General features: G+C 72.2%; 14 protein-coding genes and 1 tRNA gene. 7 read left to right on the forward strand and 8 right to left on the reverse strand.

Features of this window, described 5'->3' with window-relative positions; all coding sequences use genetic code 11:
- Positions 1 to 217 precede the first annotated feature (217 nt).
- The 6 genes from IE311_RS18085 to IE311_RS18110 form a co-directional block, all read right to left on the reverse strand.
- Entirely contained in the window at positions 218 to 1,918 is a 1,701-nt protein-coding gene (locus IE311_RS18085) for a S8 family serine peptidase (RefSeq protein ID WP_229902002.1), read from the reverse strand.
- Positions 1,919 to 2,763: 845 nt separating this feature from the next.
- Complete coding sequence (locus tag IE311_RS18090) at positions 2,764 to 3,630, reverse strand: GNAT family N-acetyltransferase (protein WP_189832729.1); 867 nt, start codon at positions 3,628 to 3,630, stop codon at positions 2,764 to 2,766.
- Between the two features lie 239 nt (positions 3,631 to 3,869).
- Positions 3,870 to 4,778, reverse strand: a complete 909-nt coding sequence (locus IE311_RS18095; RefSeq protein ID WP_189832730.1) for a hypothetical protein — start codon at positions 4,776 to 4,778, stop codon at positions 3,870 to 3,872.
- On the reverse strand, positions 4,775 to 5,782 hold the full coding sequence (locus IE311_RS18100) for an SPFH domain-containing protein (RefSeq protein ID WP_189832731.1): 1,008 nt from the start codon (positions 5,780 to 5,782) through the stop codon (positions 4,775 to 4,777). Before IE311_RS18100 ends, IE311_RS18095 begins: the two co-directional genes overlap by 4 nt.
- Before the next feature lie 52 nt (positions 5,783 to 5,834).
- On the reverse strand, positions 5,835 to 7,055 hold the full coding sequence (locus IE311_RS18105) for a DMT family transporter (protein ID WP_229901991.1): 1,221 nt from the start codon (positions 7,053 to 7,055) through the stop codon (positions 5,835 to 5,837).
- Positions 7,052 to 7,912, reverse strand: a complete 861-nt coding sequence (locus tag IE311_RS18110; RefSeq protein WP_229901992.1) for a phosphatase PAP2 family protein — start codon at positions 7,910 to 7,912, stop codon at positions 7,052 to 7,054. The genes IE311_RS18105 and IE311_RS18110 overlap by 4 nt, the downstream gene beginning before the upstream one ends.
- 201 nt (positions 7,913 to 8,113) lie before the next feature.
- On the opposite strand from IE311_RS18110, the gene IE311_RS18115 reads away from it, so the two are divergent.
- The gene (locus tag IE311_RS18115; protein ID WP_189832732.1) at positions 8,114 to 8,716 is read left to right on the forward strand and encodes a TetR/AcrR family transcriptional regulator; all 603 of its coding nucleotides are present in this window, start codon (positions 8,114 to 8,116) and stop codon (positions 8,714 to 8,716) included.
- 29 nt (positions 8,717 to 8,745) lie between these two features.
- Positions 8,746 to 9,123, forward strand: a complete 378-nt coding sequence (locus IE311_RS18120; protein WP_189832733.1) for a DUF488 domain-containing protein — start codon at positions 8,746 to 8,748, stop codon at positions 9,121 to 9,123.
- 92 nt (positions 9,124 to 9,215) lie between these two features.
- Here IE311_RS18120 and IE311_RS18125 read toward each other — a convergent pair whose 3' ends face one another.
- Positions 9,216 to 9,788 carry a DUF309 domain-containing protein gene (locus tag IE311_RS18125; protein ID WP_189832763.1) on the reverse strand — a complete coding sequence of 191 codons (573 nt, stop codon included), beginning with the start codon at positions 9,786 to 9,788 and terminating at the stop codon, positions 9,216 to 9,218.
- A gap of 65 nt (positions 9,789 to 9,853) precedes the next feature.
- On the opposite strand from IE311_RS18125, the gene IE311_RS18130 reads away from it, so the two are divergent.
- Both IE311_RS18130 and IE311_RS18135 read left to right on the forward strand, forming a co-directional pair.
- Positions 9,854 to 12,757 carry an ATP-binding protein gene (locus IE311_RS18130; protein ID WP_229901994.1) on the forward strand — a complete coding sequence of 968 codons (2,904 nt, stop codon included), beginning with the start codon at positions 9,854 to 9,856 and terminating at the stop codon, positions 12,755 to 12,757.
- Positions 12,758 to 12,810: 53 nt separating this feature from the next.
- Positions 12,811 to 12,884 (forward strand) — tRNA-Pro (locus IE311_RS18135).
- Between the two features lie 243 nt (positions 12,885 to 13,127).
- Here IE311_RS18135 and IE311_RS18140 read toward each other — a convergent pair.
- A complete protein-coding gene (locus tag IE311_RS18140) occupies positions 13,128 to 17,849 on the reverse strand; it encodes a glycosyl hydrolase family 18 protein (protein ID WP_189832734.1) in 4,722 nt (1,573 codons plus the stop codon).
- Positions 17,850 to 18,187: 338 nt separating this feature from the next.
- On the opposite strand from IE311_RS18140, the gene IE311_RS18145 reads away from it, so the two are divergent.
- From IE311_RS18145 to hypE, 3 genes are all read left to right on the forward strand, one after another.
- Positions 18,188 to 18,847 (forward strand): hypothetical protein, encoded by a 660-nt coding sequence (locus IE311_RS18145; RefSeq protein ID WP_189832735.1) that lies wholly within the window; start codon positions 18,188 to 18,190, stop codon positions 18,845 to 18,847.
- Positions 18,848 to 19,829: 982 nt separating this feature from the next.
- On the forward strand, positions 19,830 to 20,420 hold the full coding sequence (locus IE311_RS18150; protein ID WP_189832736.1) for a cysteine hydrolase family protein: 591 nt from the start codon (positions 19,830 to 19,832) through the stop codon (positions 20,418 to 20,420).
- Between the two features lie 57 nt (positions 20,421 to 20,477).
- Positions 20,478 to 21,503: a hydrogenase expression/formation protein HypE gene (hypE, locus tag IE311_RS18155; protein WP_189832737.1), complete on the forward strand. Its 1,026-nt coding sequence runs from the start codon at positions 20,478 to 20,480 to the stop codon at positions 21,501 to 21,503.
- Position 21,504: the final 1 nt, after the last annotated feature.

Raw genomic sequence — 21,504 nt, forward strand, 5'->3', positions numbered from 1 at the left:
CCTCCGCCGCTCGGGCCCCCGGCCCAAGAGCCCCGTGGGCAGAGAATACGGAGCCCACCCGAGGAGTCCAGGCCCCTTGTCCGGCATACGGACAGCACGCCCCGCCGGGACGGTGGTTCGAAACGCCAGAACGCGCCCGTGGTGTAGACCACGAGCGCGTCGCTGACCAGCAAGAATGCTGATGTGGGGGGTGGTTCTGGGGTGGAGCTGTGGTGCCTTAGAAGGTCAGGTTCCACGAGTTGATGTAGCCGGTGTCACCCGAGGCCACATCGCGGACCTGGAGCTTCCAGGTGCCGTTGGCGACCTCGCTCGACGCGTCGACCGTGTACGTGGTCACGACATCGTCGGCGCTGTCCGAGGAGGAGGACGCCTTGAGGTTGCGCACCGTGCCGTCAGGGGCGATCAGGTCGATGACCAGGTCCCCGCGCCAGGTGTGCTTGATGTCCACGCCGACCTTGAGGGCGGCGGGGGCGTTGCCGGTGCGGCCGGTGACGGCGATCGAGGACGACACGGTGGTGTTGTCCGAGATCGTCACATCGGTCGCGTTGGTGAAGACGGTGCCGGTCGGCGGGTTGGTGGTGCCGGTGACGGCGTCCACGGTCTTCGCCGTGTCGGCGATGCCGGTGCCGCAGCCGCCGGTGCAGGTGCCGGGCAGCGGACGGGCGTTGGCCTTGATCGCGGTCTCGATCTCGGCCGGGGTGAGGGTGCTCTTGGCCGACTTGAGCAGGGCGGCGAGGCCCGCGATGTGCGGAGCCGCCATCGAGGTGCCCTGGTAGGGCTTGAAGTTCTCGGCCGACTGGGTCGTCGAGCCCGAGTTCAGCGTGGAGTAGATGCCGTTCTCGGGGGTGGTGACGGTACCGGGCGTGTCGGTGGCGCGGCGGGTCTCGCCGCCGGGCGCGGCCACGTCCACGATGGTGCCGAAGTTGGAGTAGTACGACCGGTTGCCCTCACGGCTGGTGGACGCCACGTTGATGACGTTCGCGCAGTTCGCGGGGGTGAAACCGGAGGCGTTGGCGTTGCTGTTGCCCGCGGCGACGACGACGGTGGTACCGCGCGAGACGGCGCCGTTGATCGCGGTCTGGTAGACGCTCGGGCAGGAGGCGCTGGCGCCGCCCAGGCTCAGGTTGATGACCCGCGCCGGGTTCGCGTTGGCGGGGACGCCCGGCACGGTGCCGCCGGAGGCCCACGTGATGGCGTCGGCGATGTCGGCGGACGAGCCGCCGCACTTGCCGAGCACCCGCACGGGCTGGATCTTCGCGTTGTACGCGATGCCCGCGATGCCCTTGGTGTTGTTCGTGACGGCGCCGATGGTGCCGGCCACGTGGGTGCCGTGCCAGGAGGAGTTGGAGGCCTTGGAGCCGAGGCCGCACTCGCCGTCGGTCGCGTTCCAGTCGCCCTCGTCCTTGGCGTCCGCGTCGCGGCCGTTGCCGTCGCGGGCGTCGGCGGAGGTCGAGATGAAGTCGTACCCGGAGACGATGTTGGTCGCCAGGTCCGTGTGGGCGGCGTAGCCGGTGTCGATGACGGCGACGGTGACGCCGGAGCCGGTGGTCTTGTCCCAGGCCGCCGGAACGTTCATGCCGCCGGTGGGCTCGAAGAGGTCCCACTGCTTGGCGTAGTCGGTGTCGTTCGGCGTGACCGCCATCGCGTAGGCACGGATGTCGGGCTCGACGGAGGCGACGGACGGGTCGGCGCGGAACGCCTCCATGACCTCGGTCACGTCCTGCTTGGTGGCGCTGTCGCCCAGGTCGACCAGGGCGCCACCGCCGGCGAGGCGGCGCTCGAAGGAGAGCTTCTCGCCCGTCTTCGCGGCCTTCTCGGCCGTGTCGCTCTTCGCGGCGGTGTTGGAGCCGGCCTCGGTGGCCTGGCTCTTGTAGGTGACGATGACCTTCTCGACCGGGGCGCTGGGGAGCGCCCGCATCGTCTGCGAAGCCGGTGCGGGCTTCGGGGTGGCAGCGCCCGGGGCGGCGGCGAACGCCCCGGAGGTGGTGGCAGCGGCGCCGAGGATCGCGGCGCTCGCGACCACGGATATGACTCTCCGCCTGGAACCGTTCAAGGTGTGGCCCTTTCGAGTACGACGTAACTGCGGAGCAGTGGCGGCGGCGCGGGGACACACGGGGCGAAGTGGGGTCGCGAACCGGCATTCCCTGGGCTTGGGGGGCCCGTGCGCCGCCACCGGCGCGACGGCCCGGGTCAAGGCCGTCACCGGCGGATGCCACCCTCCGCATGCACCTGTCAGGGTGCGTCCGGGGGATGATATCTGCCGGTGCGGAGGACAGTAGGGAACGGGGGGGTGAACCCGATACGGGGAAAACCCTTGTCACCCCTCACGGCCCGGCGGGGGGTCGGTGAGGGGAGGTGCGACCAGGGCCGCGAACAGGGGAGTCGGCACCCCGTCACACACGCGCCGAGCAGCCGGAACACCCGCGGCGGGGCGTGCTGGTACGTACCTGCTCCTCGGAAAGGTACACACCTCTCGAGGGGAGCCGGACGGCGGCCCCGGCCGAGCCGGCGGGGTCCGTTCCCGGGGCGGACGGGGGTGTTCCCGGCCGCGGATCGCGGCCGGGAAACGACCTGGCCCCGACCGGGCGCGGACTGCGTGACCTCGGCCGGCTTCGAGTGCCGCGACCTCGGTCGGTTTCGAGTGGCCTCACCCGGCTTCGAGTGCCGTGGCCCCGGCCGGTTTCGAGTGGCCTCACCCGGCTTCGAGTGCCGTGGCCCCGGCCGGTTTCGAGTGGCCTCACACCGGCTTCGAGGGTCGTGACCTCAGCCGAGTTCGAGCGACGTGACCCCGTAGACGCGCTCGCGTGCCACCGGGCGGACCGGGCCCGTGTACATCCGGGCCGTCTCGAACGTCGGCTCGAGCCCCCGCTCCTCGGCCAGCCGCGCCGCCGCCGGATTCGACTCCGGCATGTCGACCGCGATCCTGGCCGAGCCGAAGTCCCGCGCCTCGGCGGCGAGCGCGTCGAGCAGCGCGGCCGCGTCCGCCGGAGTGTCCGCGAACAGCGGCCCGATCCGCGCCTCGTCCTGCGCGGGACGGACCACCCCGTACCCGGTCGGACGTCCGTCGACGACCCGGACCAGCGCGCGGTGGCCGGGCGTGGCGAGCCAGGCGGCGAGGAAGCGCGGCCGGTCGGCGTGGTGGCAGGCGGCGTCGTACGCGGCGAGGGCGGCCGGGTCGACCAGCCCGGCGGCGACCACACCGGTCACCGGGCCGTCGGGGGCCGGGACCTCGCCCACGTACCGCGCCGTCCGGTACGCCGTGACGAAGCCGGAGCGCCGGTAGTTGTCCTGCTGCGCCGGCACTCCGTCGAGCCCGACGGACCGGTCGCCCGCGTGGGCGAGCGCGGCCCGCCAGGTGGCCAGGCCGTGACCGAGACCACGGAGTTCGGGGCGTACGAGATAGAAGCCGAGGAACGCGTACGCCTCGTCGTAGGTGACGACCGAAATGGCGGACACCGGCTCCCCGTCGACCCGGCCGAGGAAGAAGCCCCCGGGGTCCTGCGCGAAGAACGCGCGGGCGTCGGAGAGTCCGGGATTCCATCCCTCCTCGGCCGCCCAGGAGCGCACGAGCTCCCAGTCCCGCTCCGTGGCGGGCGCGACGGACAGCGGGCCGGAGGAGGCGGAGGCCATGGGGTTCCTTCAACAGCCGGGAGCGGAGCGGACGGAGGTTCCATCCTGGGGAAACCGGGACGGAACACCCGGGTAAACCGGGCAAAGCGCGCCGAGCATAGCGCCATGCGTCTCCGTCGCCGCGCACGGGCGATCGATTTCGGCCGCGGGCGCCCCGGCGGCCGCAGGGCTCCGCCGGCCGCTCCTCGAAGGCTCCCCGGCGGCCCCTTCCCCGGTTCCCCGGCGCTCCCTCCGGCCCCTCAGTGGACGAGACGCAGGCGCGGGTCGGCGACCGCGAGGCGGACGGTCTGACCCCAGGTCAGTTCCAGCGCGTCCGACTCGACGCCGTCGCCGAACGCCACCAGCCGGTCCGACTCGACGGTGAGGCGCAGGCCCTCGCCCGGATCGAGGAGCCCCTCGACCCGGCTGGTGCCGGTCGCGGGCGACGGCCAGGCCTCCCGGACGAACCAGGCGAGCCGGGCGTCCGCCGGCGAGGGCAGGGCGAGCGTGCTGGAGCGCTGCTCCCACAGGGAGCGCAGCCAGCCCGTGGCCCCCGTGCCGGTCCCCACCAGCACACCCGAGGAGGCCTGGGGCTCGGGCGCGCCGGTCGGCACCTCCGGCGCGTCGAGGTCCAGCGTGTACCGGGCCGTCTGATGGCCGCGCGGCCCGACGTAGATCTCGTTCAGGGCGAGCAGCCGCTGGGCGTCGTCGGTGCGGGCCTCCACCATGGTCAGTTCGTCGACCGTCGCCCCCGCCTCCACCGCGTACGGCAGCAGCCGCCGTGCCCGGTCGGCCCGGTGCCGGACCAGAACGCCCGGATTGCGCCCTGGGTCGGCGTCGATCCCGACGACGGGCTGACCGGTCAGGTACTTCGCGGCATTGGCGACCAGGCCGTCCTGGCCGACCACGACGACCACGTCCTCGGGTCCGAACAGGAACCGGTCCAGATCGGCGCGCTCCACGCGGCTCTGCCGCCAGGTCAGCGGCACCGCGGCCGCCACCTCGGCGAGCGCCCGGCGGGTCCGCTCGTGCCGCTCGCGCACGGCGTCCACCGAGCGGCCGCGCGCGGCGAGGAAGAACGCGGCCTGGCCGTGCGTCCCGTGCCGGGCGAGCAGCTCCTCGTACTCCGTGGTCCGGTGCACGAGGACCGCGCGCGGCGCGAGGCTCACGGCCGGGCCCCGCCCTCGCCGAGCTTGGCCAGCAGCCCGGTCAGCACGTCCGGAGAGAGCGTCAGGTGCTCGATGTGCGGCAGGTTCTCGGCGGCGCGGGTCACGGCGAGGGCGTGCAGGGTGGCGGGGTCCACCTCCGAGTGGGCCCGGAGCCACGCGGACTGCGCCCCGGCGCGCGCGGCGCCGACCTCGCGTGCCGCCTCCGCCTCGGCCTGTGCGAGGCGGACCTTCCGTACGGCCTCGGCCTCGGCCCGCACCGCGTCGGCGGCCGCGTTCTCCTCGGCCTCGCGACGGGCGTTGGTGCCGCGCTGTTCGACCAGCCGTTCCTCCTGCCGGGCCAGCTCGATCTTGCTCGCGAGCTCGTTCTCGGCGATGGCGCGTTCGCGTTCCACGGCGACCGCGCGGCGTTCGTACGTCGCCCGGTCGGCCTCCTGCTGGATCTGTTCGCGGGCGGGGGTGCGCAGGGCCCGCTCGACCTCGGGTTCGGGGCGGATCGCCACGACCCTGACCGCGACGACCTCGATGCCGGTGGCCGGCAGACGCGGTTCGGCCGCGAGCCCGGCCGTGACGCGGTCCCGGACCGCCGTCACGCCGTCGACGAGCGCCTCGGCGAGTGCCGTGCGGGCGAGGACGTCGAGGGCGTGCTGCTGGGCCGTCTCGGTGAGAAGGGTGGCGATCTGCTCCAGCGGGGTGCCGCGCCACGCGCCCGTGTCCGGGTCGATGGAGAAGTCGAGCCGGGTGGCGGCGGCCGCCGGGTCGCCGATCCGGTACGTGACGGTGGACTGGACGCTGACGTCCTGGAAGTCGGCGGTGCGGGCGTGGAAGGCCATCGCCAGTTCGCGGTCGTTCACCGGCACTTCGGAGAGGGCGGCGGTGAGCGGCCGGAACCAGAAGCTCAGCCCCTCGCCGTCGTGGACGAGCCGGCCTCGGCGCTGGTGGCGGATGTGCGCGGTGGGCGCGGAGCGCAGATGGCGCCAGCCGGCCCGCCGGGTGATGTCTGCCATGAACAAACCCCCTTGTCGTCATGTTGACGATAGGGGGTCGGTCCGGTTGTCGTCAAGATGACGAATTCAAGGTCATCGCCTGTTCCCGGCCTCGTGTTCCGAGGCCGGCGTCATCGGAACCACCGGAGACACCGGACCCGCGGGGTGTCGGCACCGCCCTCAGCTCCCGGGGAGCGCGCGACCGGGGAGCGTCCGGACTCCCCGGCCCCGCCGAACGCGTGGCTCCCGCGGGAAGCGTGGCCGCGGCCACCGGTACGGCCACCGGTACGGTCACGGCTCCGGCCTCCGGTACGGCGAGCGGCATGCCCTCCGGTAGCGCCACGGTCACGGTCTCCGGTAGCGCCATGGTCACGGCCACGGGCTCCGGGACCGGAGCGGTCTCGGGGGAGCCGCCCTTCGTCAGCAGGACCACACCCCGGGCCGCGACCAGCGACGCACCGGCCGCGACCAGCCAGCCCCACGCGCCCGCGCGGAACGTCTCGCCGAGCAGTGCCACACCGATCACCGCGGCGGCCGCCGGGTTGGAGAGGTTGACCACGGCGAGCGGCGCGGCGAGTCCGCCCCGGTAGGCGGCCTGGGAGAGCAGCAGCCCGCCCGACGCGAAGCCCGAGATGAGCAGCGCGAGCAGCGCGGTCTGCCACCAGCTCGGCTCCCGGCCCGGAAGTTCGAGTGCGAGGGCGGCCGTCAGGGTCTGGGTGAGCGCGGAGGCGACACCCGAGGCGATTCCGGAGGCCGTGGCGTGCCCGAGTCCGCGGCCGGGGCGCCTGCCGGGCGCGGGCGAACCGGCCCCGTGCGCGCCGTGCAGCCTGCCCGAGGCGAGTACGGCGATGAGGAGCGCCGTCGCCGCGGCGACGACCAGGGACTCGCGCAGGCTGAGCGCCTCGCCGGGCTCCGTCGGCCCGGTCACGGCGACCAGTCCGACGAGACCGCCCAGGGTCCACAGGGCCCCGCGCCACTCGGTACGGGTCACCCGCCGCCGTGCGGCGTACGCGCCGAGCGGCAGCGCCGCCACCAGGGTCAGCGCGCCGAGCGGCTGAACCAGGGTCAGCGGCCCGTAGTGCAGGGCGGCGACGTGGGCGACGGCGCCGGCGGCGTTCAGGCCGACCGCCGACCACCACTGCCCGCGGGCGAGCAGGGCGCGCAGCGCCCCGCGCCCGTCCGGGGCGGGGGAGGCGGCGGCGAGCCGGGACTGGGCGACGGCCGCGAGCGCGTATCCGGCGGCGGAGACGAGCGAGAGGAGCACCGCGATGACGGTGCCGACGGCGGGGTTCATCGGAGGGCTCCGACCGGAAGAGGGGCCGTACCGAGCGTGCGGGGTACGGGTGGTGGTGCCGTCCGGCGCCCGGGGGCGCGGACGGCGAGCAGCGCGAGGCCGAGGATCGCGGCGGCGGCGAGCGCGTCGAGCCAGTAGTGGTTGGCGGTGCCGACGATGACGAGCAGGGTGAGCAGCGGGTGGAGCAGCCAGAGGACCCGCCAACGGGACCGGGTGGCGGCGATGAGGCCGATCGCGACCATCAGGGCCCAGCCGAAGTGGAGCGAGGGCATGGCCGCGAACTGGTTCGCCATCGAGTCCGTCTCCGGCGTCGCCCCGTACACGGAGGGGCCGTACACCCGGGCGGTGTCGACGAGTCCGCCGGCGGCGAGCATCCGGGGCGGGGCGAGCGGCATCAGCAGGTGCAGGGCGAGCGCGGCGGCGGTGACGACCGCGAGGACGCGGCGCGACCACACGTAGTGGGCGGGGCGGCGCAGATACAGCCAGACGAGGAAGACGAGCGTGGCCGGGAAGTGCACGGCCGCGTAGTAGGTGTTCGCTGCCCGGACCAGGGGTTCGGCGTGCAGGAGCAGCTGCTGAATCGTTCCCTCGTCCGGCAGGTGGATCGCGCGCTCGGCGTCCCAGACGCGGTCGGCGTTGCGGAAGGCGCGGGTCTCGTGGCCGTTGGCGAAGAGCCGGCCGAGCTTGTAGACGAGGAAGAGCGCGGTGACGAGCGCGAGCTCGCGCAGGAGCGGCGGTCTGGCGGTCGCGCCGCCGTCCTCGTCCCCCCTCTCGTGAGCGAGGGGCCCGTCCTGCTCGGCGGGCCTGCCCCGCTCGGCGGGGCCGTCCTGTACGGCGGGGCCGGGGGTAGGTGTCATCCCCGGTCCTGCAGGACGTGGTCCTCGTATCCCGCGTATCCCGCCAGCCATCGTGCGGTCCTCTAATCCGTCAAATCGCCAACAAACGGAGTGAGCCTAGATCCGTTTTCATCGAGACGCAAGCGTATCGAAACGTTTGCGTCTCGATTGTGCACCCCCTACTCTCGTATGTGCAGAGACAGAGGTGTCCTGGAGGGATCGATGTCCACAGAAGCCGCTACCAGCGCGGCCCGCCGAAGCAAGATCACGCCCGAGCGCGAGACCGAGCTGTACGACGCCGTGCTCTGCCTCCTGCGCGAGGGCGGCTACGACTCGGTGACCATGGAGGGCGTCGCGGCCCGCACCAAGTGCGGCAAGGCCACCCTCTACCGGCAGTGGGGCACGAAACCCCAGCTCGTCACCGCCGCGCTCGCCCAGCGCCGCTGCACCGTCTTCACCGGCATCGACACCGGCACCCTCGCCGGCGACCTGCGCGAGGCCGGCCGGATCGCCGCCTCCCACCGCGAGCGCGACGCCGAACTCATGGAGGCCGTCGCCCAGGCCTTCATCCAGCACCCGGACCTGCGCGCCGCACTCCGCGAGACCGTCATCGCCCCCGAGGTCGCGGCCATCGACGCGGTGGTGGCCCGCGCGGTCGAGCGGGGCGAGGTCGACGCCGACAACCCCGCGATCGGCTTCGTCGCCCCGTGCTTCCTCGGCATGCTCCGCGTCGAGCGCCTCTTCGAGGAGCGCTTCTCGGACGTCTCCACCATGCTGACGTTCGTCGACGCCGTCCTGCTTCCGGCGCTGCGCGTCGAGGGGTGAGTCCCGGGCCCGTCCGTCACCCTGGAGCCATGCCCGCACACAGCCACGACGTCCGCGTCCGCCGGATCTACGAGCCCCCCTCGCCCGACGACGGCGTACGGGTCCTCGTCGACCGGCTCTGGCCGCGCGGACTCGCCAAGACGGACGCCCACATCGACGAATGGCCCAAGGCGCTCACCCCGTCCACCGAACTCCGCCGCTGGTACCACGGTCCGGAGGGCGAGTACGAGGAGTTCCGCCGACGGTACGAGGCCGAACTCGCGGCCCCCGAAGCGGCGGCGGCCCTGGACCGGCTGCGCGACCTCGCGGCCAAGGGGACGATCACCCTCCTGACGGCGGCCAAGGACCCGGCGGTCAGCCACACGGCGGTGCTGGAGGGAGTGCTGGAGCGGCGGTCGGGGGAGTAGCCGGGGGAGGCAACAGGGGAGGCGGTCGACGAAGCGGCCGCGGTCGTGGCCGTGGCCGGGCCCGTCGGGTGCCGGATCAGGGGAGGCGTCCGTCAGGGACGGTTTCCGCGCAGGCCGGGTGCCTCCGCTGCGGCGTCGACCACGGGCGGGGCCTCCGCGCGCCCGGCCAACTCCCGCGCCCACAGCACGAGTCCGCCGACATCGATCCCGTAGGTGACGGCGACCGCCGCCACGTCCCCCGGCGCGCCCGCCAGGCGGTCCGCGCCGCGGCGCAGCAGCCGCGCCCCGCCCGGGGCGTTGCCGCGGGCGGCGTGCGTCAGGCCCACGGCGAGCTGCGCGAGCCCCTGCCACAGGTCCCGTTCCGACTCCGGGCCGGACTTCCAGGCGTCCTCGAAGACCTCGTGCGCGTGAAAGGGCATCCCGGCGTCCAGCAGACGCTGAGCCTCCCGCAGGGTCTCCTCCGGAGTGCGCACGACACCCTCGGGCTGCCGGGGCACGCCCTCCGCCCCGTACGGCAGCGGCCGGCCGAGCCCGTCGCGGGGACGCGCGCTGCGGGCCCGCCCCTCCTCGTCACGGTCCCTGCCGGGGTCACTCTCTGTCCGGTTCACCCCTCCATTGTCGCCCCCGGGACGATCAGGACGGCTAGGCTCGTCGGTCCAGCGCATCCCGGGGCCGCGTGCGTCGCGCGGGCCGGTCATCACGACAACTCGTGCGGAGGAGTGGGTCAGCGGTGTCGACGGAGCCCGAACAGCCTTTGCCCGCAAGGCCGTCCGGGTACGACTCGGTCGCGGGATCCGGGTCGGGCAGAGGCCTCCTGGAGCGACGCTCGGAACTGGCCGCGGCCGCCCACGCGATCGACACGCTCGTCGCGGGGACCGCCGCCGGACGGGACCCCGATCCGAACCCCGCTCCGGTCACCGGTTCCGTCGACCTCGCCTCCGACGCGGACGCCCCCGCGCCCCACCGCGGAGACCAGAGCGGAGGCCACGGCGGAGGCGTCCTCGTCTACCGGGGAGAGCCGGGCATCGGCAAGACCGCGCTCCTCGCCGAGATCCGCCGCACGGCCCGGGACCGCTGCACCGTCCTGACCGCCCGGGGCGGCGAGACGCTCACCCCGGTCCCCTTCCACCTCACACGCCAACTCCTCCAGCCCGCCCTGGACCGACACGACGCCGAGGAGGTCCGGCAGCTCTTCGGCGAGCACTACGACCTCCTCGCCCCCGCGCTGGGGCTCGCGGCACCGCCGCCCTCCTCGGCCGCGCCCGCGGACCCGCAGGGCGTACGGGACGGTCTCGTACGCCTCCTGGACCGCCTCGCCGAGCGACTGCGGGACCGGCCGCCGGTGCTGCTCGTGGACGACGCCCACTGGGCCGACGCCGAGTCCCTGGCGTGGCTGGAGGCCTACACCCGCACCCGGCGCGACGGCCGCCTGCCCGTCCTGCTCGTCCTCGCCCACCGGCCTCTGCCGAGCGCACCGCGCGGCGCCGGCGGCCCCACCGTGCCCACCGGCCCCCTCGCCGCGCTCGGCGACCGGGCCGTGCTCACCCTGGGCCTGGACGCCCTCACACCCGAGGCCAGCGCCGTTCTGGTGCGGGAAGCCCTCGGAGATCACGCGGACGAACCCTTCTGCCACGAACTCTGGACGGTGACCTCCGGGAACCCGTACGAGACGGTCGAATTGCTCGCCAAGGCCCGCGACCGGACGGTCCGACCCGTCGCGGAATCCGCCGCCCTCCTCCGCGATCTCGCCGCGGGCGCCCGCGGCGGCGGCCTCGTCGCCCGGCTGGAGGCGCTCGGCACCGGCCCGACCCGGCTGGCCTGGGCGATCGCCGTCCTCGGCGCGGACAGCACACCGATGCTCCTCGCGGCGCTCACGGGGATGACTCCGAGCGAGGTGGCCGACCACCTCGACCGCCTCCGCAGGGCCAGAATCGTGACCACCCCGCCCCGAGCCGCGCCGACGGACCCCCTCGGCACCGCACCGGACCCCCGGGGCGCCGCGCAGGCGGCCCCCCAGGAATTCGTCCACCCGCTCATCGCGACCGCCGTCCACGGATCGGTCCCCTCGGCCGTGCGGACCGCCCTGCACGGCCGGGCGGCCTGGGCGCTGACCCGAGCGGGACACGGCCCGGCCGCCGCCTCCCGGCACCTGCTCGAAGTACACCCGGACGACGACGAGGACGTCGTCCGGCAGCTGAGGGCCGCGGCCGTCGAGCACCTCGCCGTCGGAGCCCCCGACGCGGCCCGCCGCTGCCTGGACCGGGCCCTCGCCGAACCGCCCCGCCCGGAGACGTACGCCACCGTCCTGTACGAGCTCGGCTGCGCGTCCCTGCTCACCGCACCCGCGGCCACGGTCCGCCATCTGCGCTCCGCGCTCGACCTGCCCGGACTCGACGACGCGCTCCGTATCGACGCGACCTACCGGCTCGCCCAGGCCCTCGCCCACAGCAACCGGCTCGGGGAGGCCGCGAGGACCGTCGCCGCCGAAGCCGGCCGGACCCCGCCCGGCACCGGCCGCCGGCGCCTCCAGGCCGCGCACTTCATGTACGAGGGGTTCCAGGCAGCCGAGGAGGACGGTCCCGGCCGCTCCCGCCGCCTCGCCGAGCTCACCGCGGACTTCACCGGCGCGGACAACTCCGAACGGGCCCTCGTCGCCGTCCGCGCCTTCGACGCGATGCTCCGGGGCGAACCCGCCACCGAGGTCGTACGGCTCTGCGACCGCGCCCTCGCCGACGGCGCCCCGGCCGGCGGACTCGGCTGGACCGACACCACCTGGGGCTTCGAGATCCCGGCACTCACCGGGATCGCGTACGCCTTCGCCGACCGTCCCGACCGGGCCGAGGCCCTGTTCGGAGAGGCGGTCCGGGCCTTCGAGATCTCCGGCTGGAGCGGGGCCCACCTGGCCTTCGCCCACACCCTTCTGGGCCTGGTCCACCGGAGGCGCGGAAACCTGCCCCGGGCGCAGCGGCACCTGGAGGAAGGACTCCGGCTGGCCGACCGGGTCGGCACCGGGCTCCCCGTCCACTGGGACACGGCCTGCCTCCTCGTCGACACGCTCCTCGCCCGGGGCCGTACCGGCGAGGCGCGCAAGGTCGCCGACCACTACGCCTTCGGCCCGCCCTGGCCGGGCGCGATCGTGCTGCCCGACGGCCCGAGCGTCCTCGGCCGGCTGCTGCTCGCCGAGGGCCGCCGGGAGGAGGCGGTCCACACCCTGGAGGAGGCGGCCGAGGCGCTGACCGTCCGTGGCCGGCACCACGGCGTCTGGGCTCCCTGGCCCTTCGACCTCGCCCGGGCCCTCGCCCCGACGGACCCGGACCGCGCGGCCCGGATCGCCACCGCGGCCCATGCCCACGCCGAACGCCTCGGCACCCCCACCGCCCTCGGCGAGGCCCTCCGCTGCCTGGCGCTCTTCGCCGATCCGGCCGAGTCCCGCCGCCTCCTCACCCGCGCCGTCGCGCACCTGGCGGCGTCCCCCTCCCGGTACGAGGAGGCCCGGGCCCGACGGGACCTCGCCCACGCGACGGGCTCGCCCGCCACCCTCGCCGAAGCGGCGTCCCTGGCCGCCACCTGCGGTGCTGACCACCTCGTCCCCGACGAGGTGACAGCCCGTGCGTCAACCCACCCCCCGGAGTGAGGTAATGTTTTCCCTGCACGGCCGACGCGGAGAGAAACCGCGGAGACGGGCACCGGGACGTGGCGCAGCTTGGTAGCGCACTTGACTGGGGGTCAAGGGGTCGCAGGTTCAAATCCTGTCGTCCCGACTTATCGAAGTCGCAGGTCAGGGGCCGTTTCAGAGCAATCTGAAACGGCCCCTGACTCGTTTTCGGGGACCCGTTGGGGATCAGCCGCAGGTGACTGTTCCCTGTTCCACGGCGCTCACCCGGAGAGTGCTTCCGACCGTGCAGCCGACAGGGCCCCATAAGGGGTTCCGTCACTGCAGGTCAGAAGCACTCTCCGGCTTTTTGATCAAGCCGTGGAGTGTCGGGCTGGGTGGCTGGGAACGGTCAGCCGGCGTTGCCGATCAGTTTCCAGGGCTCGTGGTCGGCGTCGGCCCCGGTGCCCGGGGCGCTGCCCTTCGTCTCCCACTTGGCCTTCCAGACCTTGCCGTTGTACTTGACCGTGGTCTGCTCGATCGGCTGGGCGGCCGGGGAGTAGATCTTGGTCGCATCCCAGTTCCCGGCACTGCAGCCACCGGCCGGCGGGGTCGCCCTGCCGAGTCCCTTGAGGTTGTCGTTCACCGGCGCGTACGCCGTACCGCCGATCGACAGGCTCGTGTTCACCGGACCGGTGATCGGGAGGAAGTAGATGATCGGCAGGTCGAGCGACTTCCCGGCCGGGATGATCTGGCAGTAGTCCAGGGTCGTGCTGACCCGGTGGAACGTCGTACCGGGCGCCAGCTTCCACCGGCCACCCTGGGCACCGGTCTGCCAGTTGGCGTCCTTGACCAGCGGTGACGTCGAGGCCGGGATGTCGAACGACAACGTGGTGTCCTTGCCACCGCCGAGCGTGCGCCCGGTGTTGTTGGTGATCCGGACGGTCGGCTGCAGGGGCCACAGGTTCGCCGTGGCGGTCGGGTAGTCGACCATCTCGACGCTCAGGTCGGCGGTCACCGTCGGCGCGACACCGCTGCTGCCGGTGCGCAGGTTGTTGTCATAGGCGCCGACATTGCCCAGCTTCTCGTTCAGCCGGGTGGTCAGCGTGTACCCCATCCCGCACGGGGTGTCCGGCTGGACGTCCGCCGGGCAGGAGTAGTCGCCGCCGAGCTCCCACATCATCACGCCGCCCGCACCGGTCGACCTGACCAGATCGGCGACGGCGTCCATGCTCTGCTCGTCCTCGGTCGACAGGAAGACCTTCTTCTCGGCGTTCCACAGCCACGACGTCTTCGTGGTGTCGTCCCAGTACCGGGTGTACCGGCCCGTGCGCCGGTCGGTGACGTCGGTCTCCGGCTTCAGCCCGACGCTGCGTGCGTAGACCGGCGTGATGTTCTTCTCCAGGTTCTCGGTGTGCCACAGCGGGTTCGTCCCGGAGCCGAGCTCGCTGCCGTTGTTCGTCTCGTCGTGCCAGATGTTGTCGATGCCGAAGGCACCGTCACCACAGGGTCGCTTGATGCCCGTTCCCGGCTCGCAGCCGCTCGGCTTCCGCGACGTGCCCCACAGACCGTTCGTACCGCCGGTGACGTTCTGCCAGCCGCGCGTGTAGTACGGCACACCGATGTTGACGCGCCCGGCCTGCATCGCGCCACGCATGTACTTCATGGCCCAGTCGGTGTTGAAGTACCCGATCCTCCCGTACTCCGGAGTGGCGTACTGATCGGACAGTTCCGGGTCCTTGCCGTCGTCGAACAGTGCCGCGTTCGGACCCACGACGTCGTTCCAGGTGCCGTGGTAGTCGTAGGCCATCAGGTTGGTGAAGTCCTGGTGGTCCAGCGCGGTCTGGTTCGCCATCCCGCGGGCCAGATAGCCGGAGGCCGACGACGCCGAGGTGAGCAGGTAGTACCTGTCGTCCGCGACCGAAGCCCGGTTCAGCGAGTCCCGCAGCGTCTTCATCAACGCGGCGTACGTCGTGGGCAGACCCTTGCGACGCGGGTTCGACAGCGCCCAGTCGGTCGGATTGCCGGTGTCCTCGAGGACCGTGGGGTACTCGAAGTCGATGTCGACGCCGTCGAACCCGTAGGTCCGCAGGAAGTCCACGACCGAGCGCGAGAACGTGTCGACGCCGCTCTGGTTGACCGAGCCGTCGGCGTTGGTGGTCATCGCGTAGAAGCCCCCGGAACCGGCCCAGCCACCGACCGAGATCAGCGTCTTCACCCGCGGGTGCAGGCGTTTGTACTTCGTCAGCAGGTTGAAGTGCCCCTTGTAGGGCAACGAGGGATCCATCTCGGCGCCGACCTCGCCGGGCCACTCCTTCTGGGTGGCGTTCGAGTCGACCTTGATCCGGTTGTTCTCCACCGACGCGAACGCGTAGTTGAGGTGGGTCACCTTCGACCACGGGATGTTCTTCACCAGGTAGTGCGGCGTGCCGTCGGCGCCCGTGCGACCACCGTTGAAGTAGCCCACGACCCGGCGGTCCCGGCCCTGGCCGAGCCATTCCCGGCCGTCGCTCTGATAGACCTTGCAGTACGGCGTCGCCACGCCCGGCGTGGCCGCCAGACCCTCCGGCCGGCAGTCGCCGGACGCACCCGGCCGCGCACCGCCGTCGTCGCCACCGGGGTGCGACTCCATCGGGTCGCCGACACCGCCGTTGACACCGAGGTCACCGGCACCGCCGTCGCTGCGGCTGCCGTCGCCGTAACTCGGCACCAACCAGCCCTCGATGTCCCCGGCGCCACTCGCCACGGCCGCCCTGACGGCGGTCTTCGCCGTCCGAGAGCCGGTCGTACCGGAGCGGATCATGGCGAAGTCCTCGATCCCGTCGCCGTCCAGGTCGGCGAAGGTCCCGACGGTGCCCTGGAACGGATCGTCGGCGCGGATCACGCCCAGCGATTTCCAGCCCTTGGTGACGCTCCACGGAGCGCCGGTGTTCTGCCAGGCCCGGACCTCACCGGTGGTGAACTCGACCCGGACCGTGTCGGCCTTGCCGTCACCGGTGATGTCGGCGAAGGCGACCTGTGCGCCGCGCGCCTCCCCCGGAGTGCCGAAGCCCTCGACCTTCTCCCAGCCGCCCGGCGTCGGCATTCCCTTGCCCTTGTTCCGCCAGGCGGTCGGGAAGCTCATCCGGTCCAGCGTGATCAGGTCGTCGCGGCCGTCACCGTCGATGTCGGTGAAGTACAGCTCCGGCTCGTAGACGAGGTTGTTCGCGACGATCGTCGGGCTGTCCCAACTGATCCTGCCGCCGCTGCTGGTGTTCCGTGCCATCCGCATCGCGGGGATGCCGGCCGGCGAGTCGGGCGGGTACAGGATCCGGATGTAGTCGTCCTTGCCGTCGGCGTCCAGGTCGGCGAAGTAGACCCGGTCCGGGTCGGTCCCGCGGTCGGCCGGGCTGATGTCGCCCAGCGAGACCGCGGCCTTGCGCGGGTCGTCGTTGCGCCAGCCGGTCACCTTGCCGTCCGTACCGACCACCGCGTAGTCGGCCCTGCCGTCGCCGTTCAGGTCGGGGAACGCGATCTTCGAGCCGGCCGGGGCGGCGTCCCGGATCTTGCCGATCGGCTCCCAGCCGTACGAGCGACCGCTGATCATGCGCTGTAGGACCGCGATCCGGGCGCCTTCGGCGAAGGCGTCCGCGATCTTCCGGTGGCCGGCGTCGGTCGGGTAGATCTCGTTGGTGATGTCCTGCGGGGTGACCTCACCCAGCTCGACCAGGACCAGCCGTGCGCCGCCCTTGATCTTGGCGTAGGCGATCGTGCGGAGCTCGCTGTTGTAGGCGTCGATCCGGGCCTGGTACGTCGGGTTCGTCGACGGCGGCAGGGTCCCGAGCAGAACCGTGGTCGTCGGCGAGGCCCGGTGGATGTCGTCCAGGAAGGTCCGCATCTTCCCGGCCGTCGCCGCACCGTCGGCACCTCCGGCCAGGTCGGCCGTGCCCGCGACCAGGGTCATCAAGTTCGGCCGCAGTGTCCGCAGCGCGGGGATCGACTCGGCCTTGATGGCGTCGATGCCCTTGCCGTCGAAGCCCATGTGGTCGGGGTCGCCCCGCTTGCCGTTCTTCAGCTCACCGACGAAATCCGTGCGCTTGAAGACGAGCTCGGCCACCGTGCCACCGACCACCGCGATGGTGGTCAGGCCGCCCAGGATGGCCTTCAGGTAGTCCCGGAAGCCACCGTCGTCGGTGCTGTGGACACCGGCCGTGATCCCGTCACCGGTCGGCATCACCCGGAGTTCGTCGATCGCGCCGGGCGACGGGCTGGGAAGGGGCGGCGGGCTGGTGCCGCCCGCGTTGAGCCGGCCGGACTGGGTCGGCCGGTGGTCGGAGTTGCCCTCGGGCCGGACCGAGACCGTCAGCGCGTGGTCGAAGTGGGTGGTGACGAAGTAGTCCAGCACACCACCTTCCTGGTGGGTCCCCTGCGTCGAGGCGTGGATCCGCATGGTCGGCGGGAAGCTCGTCCGCTCCTCGAGGACCTCCGGTTCGACGTTGAAGTCGCCACCGACCGTCGCGTTGTAGGTGACGCCACGCTGGTTGCCCAGGCTCTCGATCCGGTCGTCGATGGCGTTCAGCAACGTCCCGGAGTCGCCGCCACCGCCGGACAGGCCGTGCACGGTGAAGTACCACTCGTTGCCGAAGCGCGCCCCGAGCGCGTTCCGTCCGGCGTCGACGGGGTTGCCGACGACGATCAACTCGTCGGGTGCCTCGGTCAGGACGAGCGCGTTGTTGACCCGGCCGCCGATCCGGCGCGGGTTGGTCGCGTCGTCGGCGGTCTGCAGGAAGTAGACCTCACGGGTCGGGATGGTGCTGCGGTAACCGCTGTCCACGATCCAGGTCCGGTGCAGCACGGTGAACTGATGCGTGCCGCCCTGGCTGTCGGTCGTGGTGAAGGTCTGGTCGGGCTGCGCGGCGCTGTTCTCGGGCGGGTGCGGGCCGACCTCCTGAAGCATCAGGATCGGCACCTGCAACGCCAGCCGCTGGACCGTGGTCCACTTGCTGCCGCTCTTCGCCTTGTTGTCGGCCCCCTGCATGTTCCAGGTGATCAGGGGCGTGGTGGCCGGAGGAAAATCGGTGGCGGCGGCCGGAACGACAAGTGACGCGGTCAACCCGGCCATCACCACCACTGCGGCGACCAATCGGCGGAACAAGAGTCCCCCTTCTCATGCAACGGATCGGGAACGAGCGAATCGTTGGAAGGTACATGGTTCTCGGCCGCAAGCCTCCACCGTTCATGAGGATCCGTCAGCTCGCCACGCCCCTTGTGGCGAGTTCTCGTCGTGACGCCGGAGTCCGGGCACGGCCGGGCGCACGGCTGTCGCGTCGGGTGGGCGCGGAGCCGGCCCAGGGCCTCGGTGATCACGTCGGTCCGGGGCCGGTGCCCGCCAGGGAGAAGGACACGGCGGCGACCGGTGGTGACGCCCGCGCGGCGCCTCGGGGCGTGGACGGTGATCCGCGGTGCGCGGGTCTCTCCCTTAGCCTGCCTCGGGTGACCGAACCGACCGACGCCGTGCTCACCGACGGGGTGCCGGCGCGCCTTGTCGACCTCGCCCTGGCCTCCCGGAACCCGGGGGCCGCCCCGCTGGAGGACGAACTCCAGCGCTTCTCCCGGCTGATGCAGGACTCGCACACGATCGCCTGGGCCATGCCTCTCGGCGCCGTGGCCTCGCTCCTCGACGGACTGGCGGACGAGTACGCCACGGAGCGGTACGGCGCCAGACCGGCCGCGTTCCGTGACCGGCTCGCCCGGGCGGCCGGCGACGAACCCGTCGACGCCTTCCTGCGTGCCGTGGCGGAACTCGTCCGCGACCCCTCGTTCGGCGTCTGCCCGGGCCTTGGCGAACTGCCGCTGTCGCAGTGGGAGGCACTCGCCCGCTTCGGCATCGTCAACGAGTTCGCCTCACAGCTGCCCACCGGTGAGTACGGCCGCGACCCGGTCGCGGAGGCGCATGAGCTGGTCGCCATGGATCACCCCGACTGCCACGGCAGGATCGCCGATCTGGCCGGCATGCTGCAGCGCGTCCTCTACATGTTCCGTACGCCCGGCGAGCTCGACGAGGCCTTCGCGTCCGTCATGCCGTCGGTGACGAGCGCACGGCTGCGACTGCTCCTGGACGCCGTCCACGCCCACTTCGCCGAGCACCACTGACCCGCCGGGCCTCGTCGCCACGGAGAGAGCCGTCGAGAGAGCCGTCGAGGAGGCTGTCGCCGTACCCGTCGCGGCGGACCGCTACCTGCGGAACGATGCGCGCGGGACGATGTGCGTAGTCAACTCACGTACGTCTGAGGAGAGTTGGATGGCGCTCTCGGCGTACGGGGAACGATCGGTCCGCCGGTTCGCGACCGGGGGAGAGGCGCTGAACCGCCGATTCCGCCGGTGCGAACGTGCGCGCTCCTCGGCGGGTCCGCCGGAACTCCCTCGCGGGCTGGGCTTCGTGGTCACGGCGGAGCGAGGTGTCGATTCCCGACCGGCGGCCCGGTCGGGGGTGGGGCGGGGAGGCCCGCACGGGCGAGGCGTCCGGTACGCACACGGGGAGCCGGTTCGCGCCGCCGGTGGGTGAACCGTGCGGCCGACGGGCGGAGTTGTGAGCGACGACTCGCGCGGAGCAGGTAACACTCGTGGCCACGCTTTCCGGTGGTAGGGGGCTCTCGCTGCGGGTGTGGCGACGGGCCGGAAGCCACGCGCAGCGAGCCGATCGAGATCATCACGTGCCGGGGTCGTGCAGGTCAAGGCCCTGCCGGCGCGTGTCGGAGCCGAGGCTCCCCGGGCGGGCGCGTACCGACGCGGGGCGCCGTCCCGGTCGTCGGCGGCCCTCGCGCCGATACCACGTCGCTCGCAAAAGCTTCACGAAATCCGCATCAGCGAGGCGTTGTTGACGGGTTCATGGAGGATATGCAAATGTCGGCCCCGCCCGAGGATCTCCGACACTCCGCCTCGGGTCGCACGTAACCGACCGTACTTTGCGCCGGGAAGGGCTTTCCCTCTCAACCAGCAGTGTCCGTAGCGCTCTTGTCAGAGCGTCACCCCCCCATTTTCGATCAGCACTCATCGACAGCGCCGGCCTGCCCTCCGCCACCCGCGGAGGCGCCGGCCGAGCTCCGTCGTGCTCCGAACCACACCGAGGATCAGCATGGGCAAGATCGCCGTACTCACCAACGACCTGCAGGCCGACGTCGTCCACAAGACGCCCGAGCGGACCGCCGCCATGGCCGAGGCACAGCCCCGTTTCGTCCACTTCCTGGAGGAGATGCGCCGCCGCGGGCACGGCATCTACCACCTCCAGCTGGTGAACCTTCCCGACGACCCCAACGTGGAGCGGGACTTCGACGGGACCCTGCCGCTGCAGCGCGGCAGCGAGGGCGCGGCCATCCTGGGCGACTTCCTCGACCCCTCCGACTCCGTCGTCGAGAAGAACAAGGACAGCGGTTTCTACGAGACCGAGCTGCACGACCTGCTGCAGAAGAACGGTGTGGACACCGTCCTGGTCACCGGTCTGCAGACGCAGATCTGCGTCCAGACGACCGCCGCCGACGCCTTCTTCCGCGGCTACAACATCTGGGTCCCCTCCGACTGCGTCGTGTCCGGCGACCCCGAGGCCCGCGACCGGTCCCTCGAGTGGCTGAGCGGCTACTGCGCCACCGTCGCGAGCTCCGAGGAGATCCTCGCCACGCTGGACAGCGACGGCGAGCTGGCCCGCAAGGTCGTCAAGATCCTTCCGTAACACCTCCCTTCCACCGCGCCGACGCGCCCACCCCCCAACGCCCCGAAGGGAAACCCGATGACCACCCCCGCAGCCGACCTCGGTGAAGTCGTCCTCGACCACGGCAGTGGCACACAGCTCAGTCACGAACTGCTCTCACTGATCGTGGAGACGCTCGGCGATGTCTACATCGGCGAGATGGAGGACAGCGCGATGCTGCCCATCGCCGCCGGGCAGATAGCCATGACCACCGACTCGTTCGTCGTCGACCCGCCGTTCTTCGGCAACGGCGACATCGGCAAGATCGCGGTCTGCGGAACCGTCAACGACCTTGCCGTGGTGGGCGCCAAGCCGCTCTACCTCACCCTGGGAATGATCCTGGAGACGGGCCTGCCGATCTCCCGTCTGGTGCAGGTCCTCACCTCGATCCGGGAGACGGCTCGGGAGGCCGGCGTCCAGATCGTCTGCGGTGACACCAAGGTCGTCCGCAAGGGCGAAGCGGACCAGATCTACCTCAACACCGCCGGCGTGGGAGTGTTCGAGCGGACGCCGCTGAGGATGCGCAACGTCCGGCCGGGCGACCGGGTGATCCTCAGCGGTCCTATCGGCAACCACACCGTGCACCTCCTCTCGATCCGCGAGGGACTGGGATTCGAGCAGCGGGTCCTGAGCGACTGCGCCCCGGTCAACGGCATGCTCGACGCACTCTTCGCCGCCGTCGACGAGGGCGACGTGCGCTCCGTGCGCGACGTCACCCGGGGCGGACTCGCCGCGGTCCTGCACGAGTACGCCGGTGCAGTCGAGCGGACCATCCGCATCGACAAGGAGGCGCTCCCGATCCAGTTCGAGACCCTCATGGCCACGGACATGCTGGGCATCGACCCGATCCACTCCGCCAACGAGGGCTGTGTCTGTCTGTTCGTCGATCCCTCCGCCGAGCAGAAGGTCCTGGACGCCCTGCGCGCCCACAAGCACGGAACCGGAGCGGTCGCCATCGGCGAGGTCACCGAGCAGGACGGCGCGCTCGTCCTGATGCGGGACGCCGAGGGCCGCGACTCCGTGGTCGAGGAACTGCTGGGCGCCGAACTCCCGCGGCTCTGCTGAC

This window comes from Streptomyces zaomyceticus (genome assembly GCF_014656215.1).
Lineage (GTDB): Bacteria > Actinomycetota > Actinomycetes > Streptomycetales > Streptomycetaceae > Streptomyces > Streptomyces zaomyceticus.